Origin of the sequence: Pseudomonas sp. CAU 1711 (assembly GCF_039888625.1) — a bacterium.
Classification (GTDB): Bacteria; Pseudomonadota; Gammaproteobacteria; order Pseudomonadales; family Pseudomonadaceae; genus Aquipseudomonas.
This window is the reverse complement of the sequence record NZ_JBDQQT010000008.1, coordinates 160,918-180,882: the sequence shown is the minus strand read 5'-3', so window position 1 is coordinate 180,882 and position 19,965 is coordinate 160,918. Positions and strand designations below refer to the sequence as shown.

Annotated in this window: 18 protein-coding genes; 10 read left to right on the top strand and 8 right to left on the bottom strand. The window is 68.2% G+C overall.

What is annotated here, in order from left to right:
- Nucleotides 1-13: 13 nt before the first annotated feature.
- Nucleotides 14-1,624, top strand: a complete 1,611-nt coding sequence (locus AAFN46_RS11300) for a M28 family metallopeptidase (RefSeq protein WP_347808791.1) — start codon at nucleotides 14-16, stop codon at nucleotides 1,622-1,624.
- Between the two features lie 39 nt (nucleotides 1,625-1,663).
- Here AAFN46_RS11300 and AAFN46_RS11295 read toward each other — a convergent pair whose 3' ends face one another.
- Together AAFN46_RS11295 and yjeH are read right to left on the bottom strand one after the other, a co-directional pair.
- Nucleotides 1,664-2,989, bottom strand: a complete 1,326-nt coding sequence (locus AAFN46_RS11295) for a TAXI family TRAP transporter solute-binding subunit (RefSeq protein ID WP_347808790.1) — start codon at nucleotides 2,987-2,989, stop codon at nucleotides 1,664-1,666.
- 47 nt (nucleotides 2,990-3,036) lie between these two features.
- Nucleotides 3,037-4,302 carry an L-methionine/branched-chain amino acid transporter gene (gene yjeH / locus AAFN46_RS11290; protein ID WP_347808789.1) on the bottom strand — a complete coding sequence of 422 codons (1,266 nt, stop codon included), beginning with the start codon at nucleotides 4,300-4,302 and terminating at the stop codon, nucleotides 3,037-3,039.
- Between the two features lie 116 nt (nucleotides 4,303-4,418).
- Between yjeH and AAFN46_RS11285 the strand changes: the two genes are divergently transcribed.
- Nucleotides 4,419-4,838: an Lrp/AsnC family transcriptional regulator gene (locus AAFN46_RS11285; RefSeq protein ID WP_347808788.1), complete on the top strand. Its 420-nt coding sequence runs from the start codon at nucleotides 4,419-4,421 to the stop codon at nucleotides 4,836-4,838.
- 15 nt (nucleotides 4,839-4,853) lie between these two features.
- Here the strand turns inward: AAFN46_RS11285 and AAFN46_RS11280 are convergent, their stop codons facing one another.
- From AAFN46_RS11280 to AAFN46_RS11270, 3 genes are all read right to left on the bottom strand, one after another.
- Nucleotides 4,854-5,654 carry a transporter substrate-binding domain-containing protein gene (locus tag AAFN46_RS11280; protein WP_347808787.1) on the bottom strand — a complete coding sequence of 267 codons (801 nt, stop codon included), beginning with the start codon at nucleotides 5,652-5,654 and terminating at the stop codon, nucleotides 4,854-4,856.
- A 49-nt stretch (nucleotides 5,655-5,703) separates the two neighbouring features.
- Nucleotides 5,704-6,696 carry a 23S rRNA (adenine(1618)-N(6))-methyltransferase RlmF gene (gene rlmF / locus AAFN46_RS11275; protein ID WP_347808786.1) on the bottom strand — a complete coding sequence of 331 codons (993 nt, stop codon included), beginning with the start codon at nucleotides 6,694-6,696 and terminating at the stop codon, nucleotides 5,704-5,706.
- 98 nt (nucleotides 6,697-6,794) lie between these two features.
- Nucleotides 6,795-7,784 (bottom strand): FAD-dependent oxidoreductase, encoded by a 990-nt coding sequence (locus AAFN46_RS11270; RefSeq protein WP_347808785.1) that lies wholly within the window; start codon nucleotides 7,782-7,784, stop codon nucleotides 6,795-6,797.
- A gap of 199 nt (nucleotides 7,785-7,983) precedes the next feature.
- On the opposite strand from AAFN46_RS11270, the gene AAFN46_RS11265 reads away from it, so the two are divergent.
- From AAFN46_RS11265 to AAFN46_RS11255, 3 genes are read left to right on the top strand one after another with little or no spacing between them, the layout of a single operon-like run.
- Complete coding sequence (locus AAFN46_RS11265) at nucleotides 7,984-8,889, top strand: TIGR01777 family oxidoreductase (RefSeq protein WP_347808784.1); 906 nt, start codon at nucleotides 7,984-7,986, stop codon at nucleotides 8,887-8,889.
- The gene (gene hemH, locus AAFN46_RS11260; RefSeq protein WP_347808783.1) at nucleotides 8,886-9,908 is read left to right on the top strand and encodes a ferrochelatase; all 1,023 of its coding nucleotides are present in this window, start codon (nucleotides 8,886-8,888) and stop codon (nucleotides 9,906-9,908) included. The genes AAFN46_RS11265 and hemH overlap by 4 nt, the downstream gene beginning before the upstream one ends.
- A gap of 27 nt (nucleotides 9,909-9,935) precedes the next feature.
- Nucleotides 9,936-10,733, top strand: a complete 798-nt coding sequence (locus AAFN46_RS11255) for a transporter substrate-binding domain-containing protein (RefSeq protein ID WP_347808782.1) — start codon at nucleotides 9,936-9,938, stop codon at nucleotides 10,731-10,733.
- Nucleotides 10,734-11,234: 501 nt separating this feature from the next.
- Here AAFN46_RS11255 and AAFN46_RS11250 read toward each other — a convergent pair.
- A complete protein-coding gene (locus AAFN46_RS11250; RefSeq protein ID WP_347808781.1) occupies nucleotides 11,235-12,419 on the bottom strand; it encodes an acetyl-CoA C-acyltransferase in 1,185 nt (394 codons plus the stop codon).
- A 16-nt stretch (nucleotides 12,420-12,435) separates the two neighbouring features.
- Nucleotides 12,436-12,870 carry a thioesterase family protein gene (locus AAFN46_RS11245; RefSeq protein ID WP_347808780.1) on the bottom strand — a complete coding sequence of 145 codons (435 nt, stop codon included), beginning with the start codon at nucleotides 12,868-12,870 and terminating at the stop codon, nucleotides 12,436-12,438.
- Nucleotides 12,871-13,230: 360 nt separating this feature from the next.
- On the opposite strand from AAFN46_RS11245, the gene AAFN46_RS11240 reads away from it, so the two are divergent.
- The 5 genes from AAFN46_RS11240 to AAFN46_RS11220 all read left to right on the top strand — a co-directional run bounded on the left by AAFN46_RS11240 (nucleotide 13,231) and on the right by AAFN46_RS11220 (nucleotide 18,276).
- Nucleotides 13,231-13,875 (top strand): methylamine utilization protein, encoded by a 645-nt coding sequence (locus tag AAFN46_RS11240; RefSeq protein WP_347808779.1) that lies wholly within the window; start codon nucleotides 13,231-13,233, stop codon nucleotides 13,873-13,875.
- On the top strand, nucleotides 13,872-16,223 hold the full coding sequence (locus AAFN46_RS11235; protein WP_347808778.1) for an EAL domain-containing protein: 2,352 nt from the start codon (nucleotides 13,872-13,874) through the stop codon (nucleotides 16,221-16,223). Before AAFN46_RS11240 ends, AAFN46_RS11235 begins: the two co-directional genes overlap by 4 nt.
- 79 nt (nucleotides 16,224-16,302) lie before the next feature.
- On the top strand, nucleotides 16,303-16,599 hold the full coding sequence (locus AAFN46_RS11230) for a metalloregulator ArsR/SmtB family transcription factor (protein WP_347808777.1): 297 nt from the start codon (nucleotides 16,303-16,305) through the stop codon (nucleotides 16,597-16,599).
- 2 nt (nucleotides 16,600-16,601) lie between these two features.
- Entirely contained in the window at nucleotides 16,602-16,985 is a 384-nt protein-coding gene (locus tag AAFN46_RS11225) for a hypothetical protein (protein ID WP_347808776.1), read from the top strand.
- A complete protein-coding gene (locus tag AAFN46_RS11220; RefSeq protein WP_347808775.1) occupies nucleotides 16,975-18,276 on the top strand; it encodes a hypothetical protein in 1,302 nt (433 codons plus the stop codon). The genes AAFN46_RS11225 and AAFN46_RS11220 overlap by 11 nt, the downstream gene beginning before the upstream one ends.
- A 100-nt stretch (nucleotides 18,277-18,376) precedes the next feature.
- Here the strand turns inward: AAFN46_RS11220 and AAFN46_RS11215 are convergent, their stop codons facing one another.
- Nucleotides 18,377-19,858 (bottom strand): NAD(P)/FAD-dependent oxidoreductase, encoded by a 1,482-nt coding sequence (locus AAFN46_RS11215; protein WP_347808774.1) that lies wholly within the window; start codon nucleotides 19,856-19,858, stop codon nucleotides 18,377-18,379.
- Nucleotides 19,859-19,965: the final 107 nt, after the last annotated feature.

The following is a 19,965-nucleotide window of genomic DNA, read 5'->3' as shown; positions in this document are numbered from 1 at the left end:
GAGAGACAAACCCATGCATCACAAGAAACGTCAGTTGCTGTTCGCTTCCCTACTGGCCAGCGTCACCGCACCGGCCATGGCCGCCGAGACACAAGACCTCTCGCAATTGTTCGACAAGCTCTGGAGCCCTTCGCGACTGGGGCCGATGGAGTGCCGCGCCGGTCTGCTCAACAGCTCGCCGCTGCTGCTGCCGCGCTGCATGCAGGCGCAGAACACCCAGCAGCACCTGCAGATGCTCCACGACGTGGCGCTGGCCAATGGCGGCAATCGTGCCGCCGGCCTGCCGGGCTACAACGGCTCGCTGAACTACGTGAAGGAAACCCTGGAGCGCGCCGGCTACAGCGTCAGCCTGCAGGCCTTCCCGTTCAGCGCCTTCTACCCGCAGGGCCCCGGCCAGTTGAACGCGGTGGCGCCGACTCCCGTGACCTATGAGTGGGACGTGGACTTCACCTACCTGTCGCAGACCGATGCCGGCAATGTGACCGCCGCGGTGGCTCCGGCGGACCTCGCCCTGGGCCTCGGCAACGCCTCCACCAGCGGCTGCGAGGAGGCCGATTTCGCCGGCTTCCCGGCCGGTGCCATCGCCCTGCTGCAACGCGGTGCCTGCAGCTTCCAGGTCAAGGCGGAGAACGCCGCGGCGGCGGGGGCCTCCGGGGTGATCATCTTCAACCAGGGCAATACCGAGGATCGCAAGGGACTGATCAACGCCACTCTGGGCGATGGTTATTCCGGCGGCATCCCGGTGATGTTCACCACCTATCAACTGGGCGAGAGCCTGGCGCAGACCGCCGAGTTGCAGCTGCACATGTTCACCGACGTGGTGCGCGAGCGTACCGAGACCCACAACCTGGTGGCCGAGTCGCGGCATGGCAACCCGGACAACGTGGTGATGGCCGGCGCTCACCTCGACTCGGTGTTCGAGGGCGCGGGCATCAACGACAACGGTTCGGGCAGCGCCGCGCTGCTGGAGCTGGCCGTGCAGATGCGCAAGGTCAAGCCGAAGAACAAGCTGCGCTTCGCCTGGTGGGGCGCCGAGGAATCGGGGCTGGTGGGCTCGACCTACTACGTGACCCAGCTGCCGCCGGAGGAGAAGGCCAAGATCAAGGCCTATCTGAACTTCGACATGATCGCCTCGCCGAACTTCGCCTACTTCATCTATGACGGCGACGGTTCCGACTTCGGTCTCGAAGGCCCGCCCGGCTCCGCCGCCATCGAGCGTCTGTTCGAGGAGTACTACCGGCTGCGTGGCCTGCCGTCCGAGGGCGACGAGATCACCTTCCGCTCCGACTATGCACAGTTCTTCACCGACGGCATCGCCTTCGGCGGACTGTTCACCGGCGCCGAGGTGCTGAAGACCGAGGAGCAGGCGGCGCGCTACGGCGGCACCGCGGGTATCGCTCTCGACCCCTGCTATCACGCCGACTGCGACAACCTGAACAACATCGAGATGCGCGCGCTGGAGGTCAATGGCGATGCCATGGCCTTCGTCACCAGCTGGTTGTCGCACTCCACCAAGGTCATCGACGACGAGATCGAGGGGAGCAAGGCCGGCGCCGGCAAGAGCCTGATGCGGGCCGCCAAGGCCTACGACATCACCCACTGGGGCAAGCACTGGATCAAGTGATCCGCGCCTGAACCGAGCCCCGCCACTGGCGGGGCTTTTTCATTGCGCGGCCAGGCGCCGCCGCTGCACGGCATACAGGCGCTCGATCATGTAGCGCAGGTGCATGTGCAGTTCGTACAGTTCGCTGGAATAGGACAGCGGCACCTCGATGCGCGCCAGCTCGTCCTCCAGCGTTTCCAGGCGTTCTATCTGCGCGCCCAGCTCGCCGTCCAGGCTGCCCTGGTAGAGCTGCTGGTCGATTTCGCGCAGGTGCTTGTACCAGCGGTAGATGCGCGCGCGGATGCGCCACTGGTAGATCGGCCCGATGGCCTTGAACAGCGGAAACAGCAGCAGCACCAGCGGGATGGCGAGAATGATGTAGCGGTCGGCCAGCGAGGCGATGCGAAACGGCAGGTAGCGCTGCAGGATCGGCAGGCCCTTGGCGTAGTAGTACTCGGCCTCGGGGAGAGTCGCCAGCGAGCGTGGTGGGCGCTGCGGATAGCTGCCCGCCGGGTCGAGCAGGCTGCCGTTCTCCAGCACCTTGCGCGCGGCTTCGAGGATCAGCGGGGTGAGCGAGGGGTGGAAGTCCTCGCCGGCCACCAGGGTGGCCACCGGGCCGAGGGTGGCGATGGCGCGGTTCGGCGTGTTGTGGGCCAGGTCGAGCATGCCTTCGCCGACTTCCAGCCGGCTCAGGTAGGGCAGGCGCGCCAGGTAGGCGTCGATGCGCCGCAGGCCGACCAGGCGCACCCGGTGCTCGGCGGCCAGGCGCTGGATCAACGGGTTCTCCGCCGGGCCGACGAAGAAGGCGGCATCCAGCCGGCCTTCGATCAGCGCCTCGGCGGCGCGGCTGCCGCCCAGGGCCTGCCAGCGCTCGGGGTAGTCGGCCGGGGCGATGCGGTTGGCCTGGAGCAGGGCGGCGGTCACCGCCTGGGTACCGCTGTTCGGCGAGCCGATGGCCAGACGCAGCTTCATCAGGTCGGCCAGGCGCTCGAACCTGACCTTGCGCCCGGTGAACAGCCACAGGGGTTCGCGGTACATCACGCCGAGGCCGGCCAGCCTGTCGCGTTGCTGCGCATCGAGGCTCTGTTCCTGGCCGCTCTGCACCAGGGCCAGTTCCACCGAGCCGTCGACCAGCCTGGCCAGGTTGTCCTGCGAGCCCTGGCTGGGCACCAGTTCGAGCTCGAAGCCGTCCTTCTCCAGTTCGGCGCGCAGGCGCTCGGCGAAGGCGTGGTAGCCGCCGCCGGCGGCGCCGGTGGCCAGGCGCGCGTGCATCGGCGGCGGCGGGGCGACGAAGTAGAACAGTGCGCCGACCAGGCCGGCCAGCACCGGCACCAGCCACAGGTTGGCGAGGATGAGGATCTTCAGGTCATGGAGCAGGCGGCGCATGGTCGGTCCTTGTGGCTATCCGAAGGGTGAGGATAGCCGCAACCGTCTCAGCCCTGCAGATTCGGCAACCCCGTGCGGCGCTCGCGCCAGCGGTCGAGCAGGGCGATGGCGCCGAGCAGGCCGAGGGCGTACAGCGCATCCAGGCCCAGGGCCAGCAGCACCAGGGCGCAGAGCAGGGCGCTGAAGGCCGCGATCCAGCGCCAGGGCCCGCGCAGCAGCAGCACGCCGGCGGCCATGCTGAGCAGATAGACCAGGATGAAGTTGCCGTTGGCGTAGCGGATCAGGTCGTCCACCGACAGCTGCAGCACGGCGGCCAGCGCGGCGCACAGGGCGCAGATCGCCACCACCAGCAGCAGGGCGCGGGCCGGCACGCCATGGCCGTTGCGCGTGGCCAGCGGCGCCGGCAGCTTGCCCTCGTCGGCCAGGCTCCAGATCAGCCGGGCGAAGCCCTGCACATAGACGTTCATCGAGGCGAAGCAGGCCAGGTAGCCGACCACCGCCACCAGCCAGCGCGCCTCATCGCCCAGCAGCATGTGCATCAGGCGCGGCAGCGAGGCGGCGTCGCTGTGCTCGTCGCCGTACACGCCGAAGCTCAGCACCGCCACCGAGAAGGCCCAGTACACCAGGCCGGCGAGCAGCACGCCGAGCAGCAGGGCCAGGGGGAAGTCGCGCTGCGGGCGTTTGAATTCCTCGCCCAGGTGGGTGAAGGCCTCGATGCCGACGAAGCACCAGAACATCACCCCCAGGGCGGCGGTAATCAGCTGCCAGGAGTCGCCGATCCGTGGCAGCAGCGGCTGGCTGGCGCGCGGCAGCTCGCCGGCCCACCACACCAGGGCCACGGTGGCGAGGATGGCCAGGGCGATCAGCCCCTGGACCCAACCGCTGGCGCGCGGTGGGCGCTGGCCGAGCAGCAGCATGGCGGCGAGGGTGGCGAACTGGACCAGCAGCGCCTCGCCGCGCCCCATCGGCAGCACGGCCTGCCAGAAGCCGGTGGCGATGTTCAGCGCGGCCGGCAGGCCGACCGGCAGGACGGCGAGGAACAGCATGGCGATCAGCCGTTCGCTGCGCGCGCCGAAGGCGCGGCCGATCAGGTGCGGCGCACCGCCGGCGTGGGGGAAGCGCTTGCCCAGCTGGGCGAAGGTGAAGGCCACCGGCAGCACCAGGGCGATCAGCAGCAGCCAGGCCCACAGCGAGGCCTGGCCGGCGGCGGTGGCGGCCAGCGCCGGCACCACGAAGATGCCGGTGCCGAGCAGCGAGGTGCTGAGCAGGGCGACGCCTTGCAGCAGGCCCAGTTCCTTGTTCAGACGGCTCATGAGGTATGCTCGTGCGATCCTTTCGATCCCGCCATGTTAAGCCCGTCGTTGCGGCCAGGTTGCCGCCGATCACCGGCGAAGCGGCGGAATCGCCCGTCAGTTCGCCGGAGCCCTTCGTGGACAAGTTCGACCGCCAGATTCTCGCCCTGCTGCGCAGCGACGCGCGCACCCCCGTCAGCCAGATCGCCCGCGAGGTCAACCTGTCGCGCTCGGCGGTGGGCGAGCGGATTCGCCAGCTGGAGCAGGCCGGGGTGATCCGCGGCTATCACGCCCGGGTGGTGGAGACGGAGGGTGCCGCAGTGAAGGCCTTTCTCGAGCTCTTCTATACCAACGGTCGCTGCCAGGACTACGTCGAGCGCATGCGCGCGCACCCGGAGATCCGCCAGTGCTGCGGCATCAGCGGCGAGACCGACATGCTGGTGCAGGTGGAGGCGGCGAGCATGGCGCGCCTGGCCGAGATTCGCGGCGAGATCGAGAACTACCCGGGCATGCAGCGGGTGAAGACGCACATGGTGGTCAACGAGTGGGCGATGTGAGCGCGGCCGGGCGCGTCAGGGGCCGGTCGAGGCCTGTTCCGCGTCTTCCTCGGTGAGCATGTACTTGCCGGCCTGCAGGTCGCGGAAGTAGCGGTCGTAGCGACCGCTGTCGCGCATGGCCTGCAGGCGCTGGTTGAAGCGCTGCATCAGCTCCTGGCTGGCGGCCAGGCGTTTGGGCAGCATCAGGTAGCTCTGGTTGACCAGCAGCGGTTTCGGATGGTGGGTGATGCGCGCCCGCTCGGCCGGGGTGAAGTGGCTGCGCAGCGCCGCGTAGCCCACGTTCATCTCCTGCGGATAGAGCACGATGCGCTCCTTGAGCAGTTTGTCGAAGTTCTGCTGGTCGCTGGAGACCCGCTCCATCTTCACCTTGCCCTGGGCCAGGAAGGCGTCGAAAGCGGGGCCGTAGCTATATTCCAGGCCGCCGCCGAGGGTCATCCCGGCCAGGTCGTCGAAGCTCTGCCAGTCGAAGGGTTGCGACTTCAGGTGGAAGAACACGAACTGCTCGTCGAGCAGCGGCGCGCTGAACAGGAAGTCGTCCTCGCGTTCGTCCTTGTGCATCCACACACCGGTGGCGTCGTACTGGCCCGCCGCCGCGGTCGAGTAGGCGCGGGGCCAGGGCAGAAAGCGGAAGCTGACCTGGTAGCCTTCCTCGGCGAACAGGTCACTGATGATATGGGCGATCACGCCATTGTGGCGCTGGTCGGTGGACAGGTAGGGCGGCCAGTCGCCGACGCTGATCTGCAGCTCGCGCGGCTCCGCCTGGGTACTCAGGCACCAGGACAGGCAGCAGAGGGCCAGCAGACTCTTCCAGCGCATGGGGACTCCCGGACTCCCGAAGCTGTGCGACAGCACACCGTTAGCATAGTCATGTCGGGGCTCCGCTGGCGATAGCGCTGAGCCAGGCGCGACGCGCGGCGACCTCCTGAAAGGTCCAGGCGACGAAACGGCTCTGCTTGTTGCCCTGGGCCATGTCGACTTGCCGCACTTCCAGTGCCCCGGCGCGCTGCAGGGCGGCCTTGAAGGCGGCCAGATTGGCGGCCTTGGACACCAGGCTGCTGAACCACAGCACCCGATCGGCCACGCCCGCGCTCTCCCGCGCCATGCGGGCGAGAAAGGCCGCCTCGCCGCCGGCGCACCACAGCTCGTTGCTCTGCCCACCGAAGTTCAGCTGGGGCAGCTTGCGTCTGGGGTCGAGCTTGCCGAGGTTCTTCCACTTGCGCGTGCTGCCGCTGGCCGCCTCGGCGGCCGAGGCGTGGAAGGGCGGGTTGCACAGGCTCAGGGCGAAGCGCTCCTCGGCGCCCAGCAGCCCCTGGAAGATATGCTCGCAGTCGCGCTGCCGGCGCAGCTCGATGGCCTGCGTCAGGCCGTTGGCGCGCACTATGGCGGCGGCCGACTGCAGCGCCAGCGGGTCGATGTCCGAGCCGAGGAAGCGCCAGCCATAGTCGCTATGGCCGAGCAGCGGATAGATGCAGTTGGCGCCGGTGCCTATATCCAGCACGCGCACCCCGGCACCGCGTGGTATGACGCCGGCATTGCTCTCGGCCAGCAGGTCGGCCAGGCCGTGCAAGTAGTCGGCGCGACCGGGGATCGGTGGGCACAGGTAGCCCGGCGGAATGTCCCAGTGATGGATGCCGTACAGCTGGCGCAGCAGCGCGCGGTTGAACACGCGCACCGCCTCGGGGTCGGCGAAGTCGATGCTCTGCTTGCCATAGGGGTTGAGGATGACGAAGCGGCTCAGCTCGGGGCTGGCGGCGATCAGCCTGGGGAAGTCGTAGCGGCCCTGATGGCGGTTGCGCGGGTGCAGCTGGCCCTTGGTGACGGCCTTGGGTTGGCGGGGTGGATGGGCTTTCTGGCGCATGACGGGGGGCTTCGACGGGCTGGGCGGGCATTGTCCCACAGCCCGGCGGCATTGTAGCGAGGCTTTGGCAGGGCCTGTTTCGCGAGCGGAGCCCGCGCCTACAGGCTGCGGTGCTGCAGCAGTCGCCGTGCCGCCTCCTGGCCGCTGAGCCAGGCGCCTTCCACCCGGCCGGACAGGCACCAGTCGCCGCAGGCGTACAGGCCCAGGTCGGCGTCGGCCAGGGTGCCCCACTCGTGCGCGGCGGCAGGCCGGGCGTACAGCCAGCGATGGGCCAGGCTCATGGCCGGGGCCGGCAGGGCGCAGCCGATCAGCTCGGCGAAGGCGCCGTGCAGGCGCTCGATCACCGTTTCCTTGGGCAGGTCCAGGTGCTGCTTGCTCCAGGCGCTGCTGGCGTGCAGCACCCAGGTGTCGAAGGCGCCATCGCGCCCCGGCTTGCTGCGGTTGCGCGCCACCCAGTCGAGCGCGCTGCCCTGCACGAAGCAGGCCTCGACGCGGGTCTGCAGGGGCGTGGCGAAACCCAGGGCCACCGCCCAGGTCGGCTCCATGACCACGTTGGCGGCGGCGCTGGCCAGCTTGGGCGCGGCGCTGAGCAGGCCGGTGGCCTGCGGCGCCGGGGTGGCGACTATCACCGCGCTGTAGGGGCCGTGAGCGTTGCCATCGGCGTCCTGCAGCTGCCAGTTCTGCTCGCCGCGGAACACCTCGGTGATACGGCAGGAGAAGTGCACCGGCAGGGCGCCGAGCAGGGCGCGGCTGATGGCGCTCATGCGCGGGGTGCCGACCCAGCGCACCTGCTCGTCCGGCGAGGGCAGCAGGCCGCTCTGGTTGCTGTGGTAGAGCTCGGGGTCCCATTCGGCGACCCAGCCGCGCGCCTGCCACTGCTGCACGACGTCGACGAAGCGGCGGTCGCGGGCGGTGAAGTACTGGGCGCCGAGATCGAGCGAACCGGCGTCGCTGCGCTTGCTGGCCATGCGTCCGCCGCTGCCTCGACTCTTGTCGAACAGCTCTATCTCAATGCCCGCGGCGTGCAGTGCCTGGGCGGCGGAGAGCCCCGCCAGGCCGGTGCCGATGATGGCGATGGGTGCATTCATGGTCTACCTCGTTTCCTTTACCTCAGGCTACGCTTTAGACAAAACCTATACAAATTCATATTTCTGTATAGGTATGCTGGGTTCCAATCGCAAGACCTCTTGAATCTGCGACGCTGGTTGCGGGCAGACAAGGCACGCGACAGCGCCATAATTCAGACTAGGGCCAGATTGCTGGTTAACGCCATGCGAGGAGGATGCCATGCACATTTTGCTGACCGGCGGCACAGGATTGATCGGTCGCGCGCTCTGCCGTCACTGGCTGGCGCAAGGACATGTGCTGACTGTCTGGAGTCGTAGCCCGCAGCGCGTCGCCCGGCTCTGCGGGACGGCGGTGCGCGGCATCGGCCGGCTCGAGGACTTCGGCGCCGGCCCGCTGGACGCGGTGGTCAACCTGGCCGGCGCGCCCATCGCCGACCGGCCCTGGACGCACAAGCGCAAGGCGCTGCTGTGGGCCAGCCGCATCACCCTCACCGAGCAATTGCTGGCCTGGCTGGCGGGGCGCGAGAGCAGGCCGCGGGTGTTGATCTCCGGCTCCGCCGTCGGCTGGTATGGCGACGGCGGCGAGCGCGAGCTGCACGAGAGCGACCCGCCGGTGTGCGAGGACTTCGCCGCTCAGCTGTGCGGTGCCTGGGAGGAGACGGCGCAGCGCGCCGAGGGCCTGGGCATTCGCGTGGTACTGCTGCGCACCGGCCTGGTGCTGGCGCCCGATGGCGGCTTCCTCAAGCGCCTGCTGCTGCCGTTCCGCCTGGGCCTGGGCGGGCCGATCGGCAATGGCCGACAGTGGATGCCCTGGGTCCATCTGCGCGATGAAGTCGGCCTGATCGATTTTCTCTTGCAGCGGGAAGACGCCAGCGGTCCCTATAATGCCTGCGCGCCGCAGCCGGTGCGCAACGGCGACTTCGCCCGCGCCCTGGGCCGCGCCCTGCACCGCCCGGCCCTGCTGCCGGTGCCTAGCCTGGCGCTGAAGGTCGGCCTGGGCGAGCTCTCCGAACTGCTGCTCGGCGGGCAGAAGGCCCTACCCGAGCGCGCCCAGGCGCAGGGCTACGAATTCCGTATCACCGATATCGACTCGGCCCTGGCCGACATCCTCAAGGATCCCGCATGACCGATCACGCCCTGCTGTTGCTCAACCTGGGCTCGCCGGCCTCCACCGAGGTCGCCGACGTGCGTCGCTATCTCGACCAGTTCCTCATGGACCCCCATGTGGTCGACCTGCCCTGGCCGCTGCGCCGCCTGCTGGTGTCGCTGATCCTGATCAAGCGCCCGGCGCAGTCGGCGCATGCCTACGCCTCGATCTGGTGGCCGGAGGGCTCGCCGTTGATCGCGCTCAGCCGGCGACTGCAGCAGGCGATGCTGCCGCACTGGCCGCACGGCCCGGTGGAGCTGGCCATGCGCTACGGCCAGCCGTGCATCGAGAGCGCGCTCAAGCGCCTGGTCGGGCAGGGCGTGCGCCGGGTGACCCTGGCGCCGCTCTACCCGCAGTTCGCCGACAGTACCACCACCACCGCGCTGCAGGAGGTGCGCCGGGTGGTGCGCGAACACAAGCTGCCGTTGCAGTTCGCCAACCTGCCGCCGTTCTACGACCAGCCCGAATACCTGGATGCCCTGGTGGCCAGCGCCAGGCCCTATCTGGAGCAGGGCTTCGACCACCTGCTGCTGAGCTTCCACGGCCTGCCCGAACGCCATCTGCACAAGCTCGACCCGAGCGGCCACTGCCTGAAGGGCGCCGACTGCTGCCGCACGGCCTCGGCGCAGGTGCTCGCCACCTGCTACCGCGCCCAGTGCCTGCGCAGCGCCGAGCTGTTCGCCGCGCGCGCCGGGCTGCCGGCGGACAAGTGGTCGGTGTCCTTCCAGTCGCGCCTGGGCCGCGCCAAGTGGATCGAGCCCTACACCGAAACGCGGCTGGATGAACTGGGCAAGCAGGGCGTGAAGAAGCTGCTGGTGATGTGTCCGGCCTTCGTCGCCGACTGCATCGAGACCCTGGAGGAGATCGGTCAGCGCGGCCAGGAGCAGTTCCGCGAGGCCGGTGGCGGAGAGCTGGTGCTGGTGCCCTGCCTGAACGATCACCCGCAGTGGGTGGCGGCGCTCAAGGCGCTGTGCGAGAGGGCCCCGGCGGGGTTGTGAGGGATGTCTGCCAGGCTCTGGCTGTGCATGTCGTTAGCCATCGTAGTGGGCCAGGCACAGGCCGAGCTGCGCCTGTGCCAGCACAATCCGGCGCAGTACGCCTTCCGTCTCGAACTGGTCGAGCTGATTCTGCGGCGCACGGCCGATCAGTACGGCGCGCTGCGGGTCGCTGCGCCGCGTGGCGCGGACCCGGCGCAGAGCCGCTGCCTGGCGCTGCTCAAGGACGGCCAGGTGGACCTGGCCTATGTGCCGCCCAATGCACAGCGCCTGCGTGATTTCGCCGCGATCCGCTTCGACATTCAGGGCGGGCTGACCAGCTACCGCCTGTTGCTGATTCACCGCGACGATGCGCCGCGTTTCGCCGGGGTGCGTGACCTCGACGACCTGCGCGCCCTGCGCGGTGGCTTCGGTAATCAGTGGAGCGACTTCCCGCTGTTCGCTCTCAATCGCCTGCCCGTGATCGGCAGCGCCTATCCGGAAAACCTGTTGGCCATGCTCGAGCAGCGGCGCTTCGACTATTACCACCGGGGCCTCAACGAGGCCTGGAACGAGGCGCGCGAGCACCCGCAGCTGATGGTCGAGCCGCACCTGGCGCTGTCCTACCGGCAGCCGGTGTACTTCATCTTTCGCCGCGACAATCACGCGTTGAAAGAGCGCTTCGAGGAAGGCCTGCGCGAGGTGCTGGCAGACGGCAGCTTCCAGGAGCTGTTCCGCCGTCACTTCGGCGAGTTGATCGAGCGCAGCCGGCTCGACCAGCGCCGCGTGCTGCAGTTGCGCGACGAGCTGCCGCCAGACGAGCCGCCGGTGAAATTGCTGCTGCCGTGAGGCGCTCGCGGTGCTTTACCGCTGCACGTCATACAGGGCCCGAGTCTTCATTGTCGGTGTGGAAGTTCTGTTCTGCGTGACGGCAGCGAAGGTGTCTTCGCCGGTCAGGGAGCGCGCCTGAGGTGCTGTACGGGGCTCACTTGGCGGGGCCGGGCTGCGTTTTCCGGATGCTGCTGAGTTGTGCGAGTTCCGTCGCCGACGTGCTAAGCCGGCCGAGTAGCAAGCCCGCTTGAAACCATTGCGCCGGCGCCCCGAATCGGGCCGCGATTCGCTGCGCGGGCAGGATGAGCACATTTCGGGCCCTGTTGGTCGAGGCCTTGAACTCTTCGTTGTCTATCGGGTGGCCTGCGGTTAGTCCTACGCCGCAGGGGCTGCAGCGAGGTTTCAGTATCCCGGGGCTGTCATACCCAACTGCCGCTCTGGCAGGCCCGTTCGCAACGCGTCAGGCCAGAACGAAAACGCAGGCCTGGGCCTGCGTTTTGCGCTGCTGCGGCGAGGGCCTTACAGCACCTCGAACAGCCCCGCCGCGCCCATGCCGCCGCCGACGCACATGGTGATGACCACGTACTTCACGCCGCGGCGCTTACCCTCCAGCAGGGCGTGGCCGACCATGCGCGCGCCGCTCATGCCGTAGGGGTGGCCGATGGCGATGGCGCCGCCGTTGACGTTGAGCTTGGCCGGGTCGATGCCGAGCTTCTGCGCGCTGTACAGCACCTGGCAGGCGAAGGCCTCGTTGAGCTCCCACAGGCCGATGTCGTCGACGCTCAGACCGTGCTGCTTGAGCAGCTTGGGCACGGCGAACACCGGGCCGATGCCCATCTCCTCCGGGGCCAGGCCGGCCACGGCGATGCCGCGGTACAGGCCCAGTGGCTGGATGCCGCGCTGGGCGGCCAGGGCGCCGCTCATCAGCACGCTGGCGCTGGCGCCGTCGGACAGTTGGCTGGCGTTGCCGGCGGTGATGCAGCCGCCTTCGATCACCGGCTTGAGCTTCTGCAGGTCGGCCAGCACGGTCTGCGGGCGGTTGCCTTCGTCAAGGCTCAAGGTAACGTCCTCGAAGCTGACTGCGCCGCTTTCCTTGTCGACCAGCTTCTTGCGCGCGCTGACCGGCACTATCTCGTCGGCGAACAGGCCGGCGGCCTGGGCGGCGGCGGTGCGTTTCTGCGATTCCAGCGAGTAGGCGTCCTGCGCCTCGCGGCTGATGCCGTAGCGCTTGGCCACCAGTTCGGCGGTCTGCAGCATCGGCATGTAGGCATGTTCGGCCATCTTCACCACGGCCGGGTCGTAGTCGCTCGCGGTCCACTTCATGTGGGTGTTCTGCACCAGGCTGATCTGCTCCTGGCCGGCGCCGACGGTGACGGCCATGCCGTCGACCATGATCTGCTTGGCGGCGATGGAGATGGCCATCAGGCCGGAGGCGCACTGGCGGTCGATGGTCTGGCCGCTGACCGTCAGCGGCAGGCCGGCGGCCAGCAGCGACAGGCGACCGAGGTTGGTGGAGGCGGTGCCGCCCTGCATGGCGGTGCCCATCACCACGTCCTCGATTTCACCGGGCTCGATGCCGGCGCGCTCGACGGCGGCGCGCAGGGCGACGGCGGCCATGGACGGCGACTTGAGGTCGTTGAAGGCACCGCGGAAGGCCTTGGCGATCGGCGTGCGGGCGGTGGATACGATGACGGCGTCTTGCATGGCGAGCTCCTGATGGTCAGTCGCGCAGCAGGCGGGCCAGGGCCTCGCGCAGCGCAGGGGGGATGGACACCGGGCGATTGCTCGCACGGTCGACGAACACATGGACGAAGCGCCCGGCGGCGCAGGCTTCCTCTTCGCCTTGCTTGAAGATGGCCAGCTCGTACTGCACCGAGCTGGTGCCCAGCTTGCCGACGCGTAGGCCGACCTCGATGCGTTCGGGGAAGGCGATGGAGGCGAAGTAGTCGCAGGACGAGCTGACCACGAAGCCGATGACCTGGCCGTCGTGGATATCCAGGCCGCCGTGCTCGATCAGGTAGGCGTTCACCGCGCTGTCGAAGTAGCCGTAGTAGACGACGTTGTTGACGTGGCCGTAGAGGTCGTTGTCGTGCCAGCGCGTGGTGATCGGCTGGAAGTGCAGATAGTCGGCGCGCAGGTGCTGGGGTTGGTTCATGCTCGGTCCTCGGGCTTGCGCATCACCCTAAGGCCTGGGGCGGTGCGCGGGATACTTCGATTCGTGGGCTGTATTGCGGCTTATCGATCAGGCGGAACTCCGTTACGTCGTGCGCTGAAGCCTGTGCCTGCGCTTGGCAGAGACGCGCGCAGGGCAGGGCGAGTATGCCGTGGCGCGGAAAATCCTCTACACCACGGCCAGTTGGCCACAGGCGGGACTGGATCTGTTCGAGCTGCCGCTCGAGCCCGCCCAGGCCGTCCCCCCGGGCCCGGCGGTCGTGCTGGCGCGCGATGCCCTCACGCAAGCCCCAGGCTCCAGTCGCTACCTATACTCTGTTCCATCGACTGCGGGGAGGTGGTTATGGGCAAGCGCTTGTGGGCACTGCTGCTGGCCGGCTGCTGCCTGTCTGCGATGGCGGAAACCCTGGAAGTCCGGCTGAGCGACAAGCGTGGCCGGCCTCTGGCCGATGCCGTGCTATGGATCGCACCGGGGCCGCTGGCGGCAAATCCGGCGCCAAGCCATGTCGACCAGCGCAAGCGTCAGTTCGTGCCCTATATCCTGGCGGTGCAGACGGGCACGACGGTGAGCTTCCCCAATACCGACCCGATCAACCACCATGTCTATTCCTTCTCCCCGGCCAAGCGCTTCGAGCTGCGCCTGCAGAAGCGCAGCGAGACGCCCCAGGAAGTGCTGTTCGACCGGCCCGGCCTGGTCACCCTGGGCTGCAACATCCACGACTGGATGCTCGGCTTCGTGCTGGTGCTGGACAGCCCCTGGTTCGCCCAGACCGACGCCGCCGGCGTCGCGCGCATCGACTACACGCCCGCCGCCGGGCAGCGCCTGCACCTGTGGCACCCGCGCATCGCCGATGCGCCCGAGCGCCTGCAGCGCGAGTTGAGCAGTCCGGGAAAATTGAGCTGGCAGCTGTCCGAGCCGCTCAAGCGCGACCCTCGGCCCAAGCAGCCCAAGAACCGGCCGCAGGGCAAGGGCGGTTACGTGCCATGACCCTGCGCGGCAAGATTCTGGTCTTCTTCCTGCTCCTGCTGTTGGCGCTGATGGGCCTGCTGGCCGCGTTGGTGTATCGCTCCACCCTCGCTTCCAGCCTGCAGCAGGTACAGGCGCGGCTGGGCTTCGCCTACCGCGTGCTGGACAACGAGCTGCACAGCCGGCGGCAGACGCAGAGCGCCATGGCCGAGCTGATCGCCAAGGACTTCACCCTGCTCGGCGAGATCGCCGATCTGGTGGCCAGCCCGCAGCAGGAGGCGCAGTCGCTGTCCGCCGCGCTGGAGTCCTTCGCCGCGCGCAGCCAGGCCGGCTTCGCCCTGGTGCTGGCGCCCGATGGCCTGGTGCTGGCCGGCACCAGCGAGGAGCTGGTGCCCGGCGCGCGCCTGCCCTGGGGCGGCCTGTTCGACGGGGCCGAGCCGGACAACGCGGAGCGCCTGGTGGTGCTCGGCGGGCGGGTGCTGCACGTCAACCTGACGCCGATCTTCGCGCCGCGTCCCAACCTGATGGGCTGGCTGCTGATGGCCTTCGAGCTGGACGACGCGGCCGCCGGCCACTTGGCCGAGCTGATCGGCGCCGACGTGGCCCTGCTCGATGGCGCGCCGGGCGCCTACCGGGTGTTGGCCAGCAACCTGAGCGGGCTGCCGCGCGCCGAACTGGGCGGCAGCCGCCTACCGGACAGCCAGGGGGTGTTCCGCTTCCCCCTGCAGGGCCTGGAGCAACTGGCCCTGCGCGCGCCGCTGGCGGGCACCAACGGCGACCTGCAGGTGCTGCTGATGCGCTCGTTGTCCACCGAGCTGGCGCACTTCCGCCCGCTGCAGTGGCAGCTGGCGGCCATCTTCGCCGCCGCCCTGCTGCTGGCCGGGCTCGGCGCCCTGTGGATCGCCAACACCATCAGCCGGCCGTTGGCGCAGATGGTGGAGAACGTGCGGCGCATCGCGGCTGGCGACTACCAGGCCAGCGTGGCCACCGCCGCCGGTGGCGAGGTCGGCCTGCTGGCCCGCGAGTTCGCCGCCATGCAGCGCGGCATCGCCGAGCGCGAGCAGACCATCGGCTTCCTCGCCTACCGCGACCCACTGACCGAGCTGGCCAACCGCAACCGCTTCGTCGCCGAGCTGCAGCAGGCCCTGCGCCAGTGCCCGCCCGGCGCGGGCGTGGCGGTGCTGCTGATGGACCTGGACAACTTCAAGGACCTCAACGACACCCTCGGCCACGAGGCCGGCGACCAGCTCCTGCGCCTGCTCGCCGCGCGCCTGCAGGAGCGCCTGCGCGACGGCGAGCAACTGGCGCGCCTGGGCGGCGACGAGTTCGCCGTGCTGCTGCCGCGCTGCAATCCCGGCGACCTGGTGCCGGCCGCCGAGCACTATCGCGCGGCGCTGCTGGAGCCCTTCGAGGTGCGCGGCATCGGCATGACGCTCAACGCCACCCTCGGCATCGCCCTCTATCCGGACCACGGCGAGAGCGCCGGCAGCCTGCTGCAGCACGCCGAGGTGGCCATGTACTGGGGCAAGGCGCAGCACGCCCCGCACACCCTCTACCGCCCGGAGCTGGATCGCCACAGCCTGGTGCGCCTGGCGCTGATGAGCGAGCTCAAGGGCGCGGTGGAGCAGGGCCAACTGAGCCTGTATTTCCAACCCAAGCTGGAGATCCGCTCGCGCCGCCTGCTCGGCGTGGAATGCCTGGTGCGCTGGATTCACCCGGTGCATGGCTTCGTCCCGCCGGACGAGTTCATCCCCCTGGCCGAGCAGACCGGCAACGTCTGCGCCCTGACCCGCTGGGTGCTGCGCACGGCCCTGGCGCAGTGCCGCGCCTGGCACGAGCAGGGGCTGGCGTTGAAGGTGGCGGTCAATGTATCGGCGTTGGACCTGGCCGACCCCGGCTTCGCCGGCCATATCGCCGCACTGCTCGAGGAGCATGGTGTGGCGCCGGCCGGCCTGGTGGTGGAGATCACCGAGAGTGCGGTGATGGCCGATCCGGAGCAGGCGCTGGGGCAGCTGCAGCAGCTGTGCGAGCTGGGCGTGCGCCTGTCGATCGACGACTACGGTACCGGCTACTCCAGCATGGCCCAGCTCAAGCGCCTGCCGGTGCACGAACTGAAGATCGACAAGTCCTTCGTCCAGGACCTGCTGAGCAACCCGGACGACGACATCATCGTGCGTTCCACCGTCGAGCTCGGCCACAACATGGGCCTGCGCGTGGTGGCCGAGGGCGTGGAGACGGACGCCATCCTGCAGCGCCTCGACCAGCTCGGCTGCGACATCGCCCAGGGCTACCTGCTGAGCAAGCCGCTGGCGCCGGCGGCCTTCGCCGAATGGCTGGAGAAGACCCATTGGACGTTGCCCAGGCTCTGACGGAGGCAGGGCATGGGTTGTCAAGCTGTCAATAACGTACTAGCTTATTTAGCTAATTAGCTAAACGTTTGGAGGTCCGATGGTCGATCCATTCAAGGCGCTTGCCTCCAATACCCGTCGACGCATTCTCAATCATCTGTCTATGGGGCCTATGAATGCTGGACAGATTGCCGAGCAGTTCGACATGGCCAAGCCATCGATCTCCAAGCATCTCTCGGTATTGCGCGAGGCGGGGCTGATAAGCGAGGAGAAGCAGGGCCAGTTTGTCATCTATAGCCTGGTCGAGGACAACCTTACCAACGCGCTCTATGACTTTCTCAGTCGCTTTTGTCCTGAGGCTCGCCGCATCAAGGGACGCAAGCAAACACAGGAGTAAATATGGACACGGAGTCCGCTCAACGGGCCTACCCCTACGCTGACACCAGACTACGGCTGTCCTGGCATGGCCACAGCGCCAGGCTTGTGATCGCCGCTGCCCTACTGGCGACTACCTATGCGACCTGTTCGCACGGACTCCCGCTGCATAGGTTCCATCTACTGGTCCTGCATGTCTGGCTGCCCTGTCTGTTGGCCGTTTTGCTCACCATCGCGCCTGATCCACTCACGCTTGGTGGGCGTGCTGCGAAGCGAGCCATTGCCCTGGGCACCGGCTTGTCCGTTCTGCTTCCCGCATGGCAGCCGGTGCTCATCCTCTGCACACCGCTGCTGTTGGCCATGGGCGCGGCAATTAACCTGTCGCAGGAGAGGCACCATGTCGCTTGATCTGTGGCTGAACCAGGAGCAACTGCTTTCCATGCAGCGCGCATTGCTGCTGCTGATGCCTTGCGTCGCTACGGTGTTGCTCTGGCTGATGCGCCCGCCGACGGCTCGCGTGGCAACCGGGCTGATGGTGGCGTTCCTCTGGAATCTGCCGGCTCTGCTCATTCTGAATGTACTGGCGATGGAGCTGGGATGGTGGCGTTTCGCTCCGGGAGCGAGTCAGTTGCTGGGCGTGCCTATAGATGTTTGGATAGGTTGGGCGCTCTGGTGGGGGCCGGTCGCGGTCATGCTGGTGCGCCTCATGGGACTTTGGCCGGTACTGGCCGGCATGGTGGCTGTCGATCTTGTCTCCATGCCTCTATTAGAGCCGCTCGTATTGCTCGGGCCGAACTGGCAGGTCGGCGAGCCGGTCGCCATAGGGCTCAGCCTGCTACCCTCGCTGGCCTTCGCCCACTGGACGGCCAGCGATCGCCATCCGTTGCTTCGCACTGGGCTGCATATTCTCGGCTGGGGCGGTTATGTGCTCTGGGTCCTGCCCGCCTGTGCCCTGGCCTGGGAGGGGCGTTCCCTGCTCGTGCTGTCGCGCGAGCCGCTCACTCTACTGCAATGGTGCCTGGTGCCGGTCATGCTGCTGTGTCTGCTGGCCGGGATGGCCGCTGCCCTAGAGTTTGCCCGTGCTGGCGATGGCACCCCGATACCCTATGACCCTCCCAAGAGGGTGGTGACTAGCGGACCGTATGCCTATGTCGCCAACACGATGCAGTTGACGTCGGCGGTGCTGATGTTGTGTTGGGCAGCCTTCGCTCAATCCCTTGCGCTGCTGGCGATAGCCGCCTCGTTCGTGGTCTTCGATGTTCTGTTTGCCAGCGTCTACAACCGAGTACACATCGCTCATGCTTTTCCGCTGCAGTGGGATCGCTACCGTCGGCACGTCCATGAGTGGAGAATCAACTGGCGCCCCTATCGCACGGAGCAGCCGGCTCATCTGTATGTGTCCAATCTCACACCCTGTCTCGAACTCTATCTGGCCTGGCTCGCAAGGCGCCGGCCCAGCAATCTGCTGATGATCGAACGGAGTGCTTGCGGGCCCGATGTGCTGCTGCGCTATGAGGCGCCAGGGCTTCCCTGTGCCGAGTATGGAGCTTCGGCCATGGCGCGAGCGCTTGAGCACACGCATCTGGGATACGCGATGCTGGCTTGGCTCATACGCTTTCCCCTGCTGGCGCAGGTCATGGATCGCCTGCTGCATAGGGCATTGCGATTGCACTACGGGCTGTCTTTGGCGCAAGCCTGATTGGTTAGTCTTGTGGTGCTGATTGGCCTTGGGCCGCCCAATTCAACGGGCCATAGGCCGCCTTGATACTCCGGGATAGGTACCGTGAGTATGCCGGTAATCAGCCAGGTTCAGATGCGGAGGTCGGTTCCGCATGTGGCGAGCTGAACTCCAGGCAGCCGTCGTCCAGCCGGGCGAAGCGCAGCATGGCCAGGTCGAGCAGGTAGTTCTGGTACAGCCTCCACGGCAGGCGGTCGCCCTGGCTCGGCAGCAGGTGGGCGGCGCGGCGGATATAGCCGGACTTGAGATCGAGGAAGGGTGTCGGGCACACCTTGCCGCTGGTCTCGCGCGGCGTCGCCTGGCGCATGCCGGTGGCGTCCATGTGGCGCAGCAGGCGGCAGAAGTAGCGGCTGCTGAGGTCGGCCTTGAGCGTCCAGCTGGCGTTGGTGTAGCCCATCACCAGGCCGACGTTGGGCAGGTCGCGCAGCATCAGGCCGCGGTAGCCCATGCTGCGCGGGGCCTCGAAGGGCTGGCCGTCGACCTCCAGCCGCATGCCGCCGAACAGCTGCAGTTCGAGGCCGGTGGCGCTGACGATGGCATCGGCCCGCAGCTCGCGGCCGGACTTGAGGCGCAGTCCGCCCTCGGTGAAATGCTCGATCTCATCGGTGACCACCTCGGCCTGGCCGCTGCGCAGCGCCGCGAACAGGTCGCCGTCGGGCGCCAGGCACAGGCGTTCGTCCCAGGGCGCGTAGCGCGGGCTGAAGTGGCGCATGTCGAAGCCCTCGCCCAGCTGGCGGCGGGCCTGGCCGAGCAGCAGCTTGCGCATCGCTCCGGGGAACAGCTTGGACAGGTTGTAGAAGAGCATCTGGATGGCCAGGTTGCGCGCCCGCGCCAGGCGGTGGACCCAGCGCGCCGGCAGCCAGCGGTGCAGGGCCGCGCTGATGCGGTCGTGGCGCGGCAGGTTGATCACGTAGCCCGGCGAGCGTTGCAGCATGGTCACCCGTGCCCCCAGGTCGGCGAGAGCCGGCACCAGGGTCACGGCGGTGGCGCCGCTGCCGATCACCAGCACGCGCTGGCCCTGCGCCGCGAAGTCCTGCGGCCAGTGCTGCGGGTGGATGAAGCGCCCGGCGAAGCGCTCGCGCCCGGGGTAATCCGGGGTGTGGCCGGCCGCGTAGTTGTAGTAGCCGGTGCACAGCAGCAGGAAGCGACAGCTCAGGCGCAGCGGCTCGGCCTCGTCGCCGCGCTGCACCTGCAGGGTCCACAGGGCCTCGGCGCTGTCCCAGGCGGCGCGCAGCACGCGGTGGCGGTAGCGGATCAGGCCGTCCACCCCGTGCTCGCGGGCGGTGTCGGCGATGTAGCGGCGGATCGCCGGGCCGTCGGCGATGGCCTGCGCGTCGGTCCAGGGGCGGAAGTCGTAGCCCAGGGTGTGCATGTCCGAGTCGGAGCGGATGCCCGGATAGCGGAACAGGTCCCAGGTGCCGCCCAGCGCGTCGCGGCCCTCGAGTATCGCCAGGCGCTTGTGCGGGCACTCGCGCCTGAGGTGGCAGGCGGCGCCTATGCCGGACAGGCCGGCGCCGACGATCAGGACATCCAGATGCTTCATGGCTCCTCCTTGCCTGGGGCTAACCCTACTGGCATTGACGATAGGGCTTCGCGAGGCGCTTGCCGGTTGCGGCGGGCTTATGGCCAGGGTCCGGGCTCGGGGCGTGG